The 1,259-nt window shown below is 71.7% G+C and carries 1 pseudogene; it reads left to right on the top strand.

Features of this window, described 5'->3' with window-relative positions:
- Positions 1-1,259 (top strand): annotated as a pseudogene (locus tag GL263_RS26735) (ATP-binding protein); the annotation flags it as partial.

Genomic DNA, 1,259 nt, shown 5'->3' with positions numbered 1-1,259 from the left:
ACCCGACACCCGTCACCACGCTGACCGTGGTCCCCGACCCCGCCCCGCCGGCGCCGGTGCCGCTGTGGGTCCGGTCCGGGCGCGCGATCAAGCGGGTCGCCACCGACGAGCGCACCCAGGCGACCGCGCGGGCGGTGGCCCGGCACAGCCTGTACGTGGTCGGCGGGGCCCGGATCGTGGCCCGCCGGACCTGGGACGGGCGCACCGCCGCCCGCTACGAACGCATGCTCCGCGCGGCTGAGGCAGCCGGGAACTATGAGGCGGCGGCGGAGTGGGAGGAGCGCGGGCAGCGCTTCCGCGCCGCCCGGCACCGCCGCCGCATGGACCTCCTTCACTCCCCCCTCGACGCCGCCAAAGGCGTAGCTGTCGGCACCGGCATGGGTATCGGCACGCTGGTCGCCCTGGGGGTGGTGCTGGCTGTTGCGACGAAGGACGTGGCGGACGTGGTCACGCCGCTGATGGCTGTGATCAAGCTGATCAGCCTGCTCATCACCATCGTGACCGTCGTGTGGGGCCCGCTCCTCACGATCAGCCCCTTGCTCGCGCTGCTCGCCCTGTGGACGGTGGGACGCAAGCAGCAGGCCGCGCCGCAGTGGGCGCTTCCCGCGAACGTCCGCTCCGGGGAGGGTGAGCCGATCACCCCGTCCATCGTGGTCAAGGCCCTGCGCGACCTCGGTGTTCCTGCGCTGGCGCGGGCCATCAAGGAGATGGGCGACGCCGGCGCGTCCATGCTGGGCCCGATCCGGATCGCCGGATGCGGCGTCGAAGTCGACGTGACGCTGCCGTCCGGGGTGTCGACGAACGAGGTGCAGGGCAAGCGCCGCAAGCTCGCCGAGAACCTGACCCGGCACGAGCACGAAGTGTTCATCACCATCCCCCAGGCCGCCCGCACGGTGCGGCTGTGGATCGCCGATTCGGGGGCGTTGGACGAGCCGATCGGGCCCTCTCCGCTGGTCACCGACGAGACGATGACCGCCGACTACACCAAGGGCAAAGCCCCCTGGGGACAGGACCTGCGCGGGGACGCCGCCGCGCTCAGCCTCTACCAACGGCACCTGCTCATCACGGGCCTGTCGAACCAGGGCAAGACCGTCGCCCTGCGCTCCCTCGCCCTGTGGCTGGCGCTGGACCGGTCGGTGCAGTTCCTCATGGGCGACCTGAAGGGCGTGGGCGACTGGGCCATGTTCGACGGGCTCGCCACCACCCTCATCCAGGGCCCCACCGATGAGCACGTCATCCAGGTGACCGAGATGGTCGAA

The sequence above is a fragment of the Streptomyces durbertensis genome, assembly GCF_014156695.1.
Classification (GTDB): domain Bacteria; phylum Actinomycetota; class Actinomycetes; order Streptomycetales; family Streptomycetaceae; genus Streptomyces; species Streptomyces durbertensis.
This window is presented reverse-complemented; position numbering and strand designations above follow the sequence as displayed.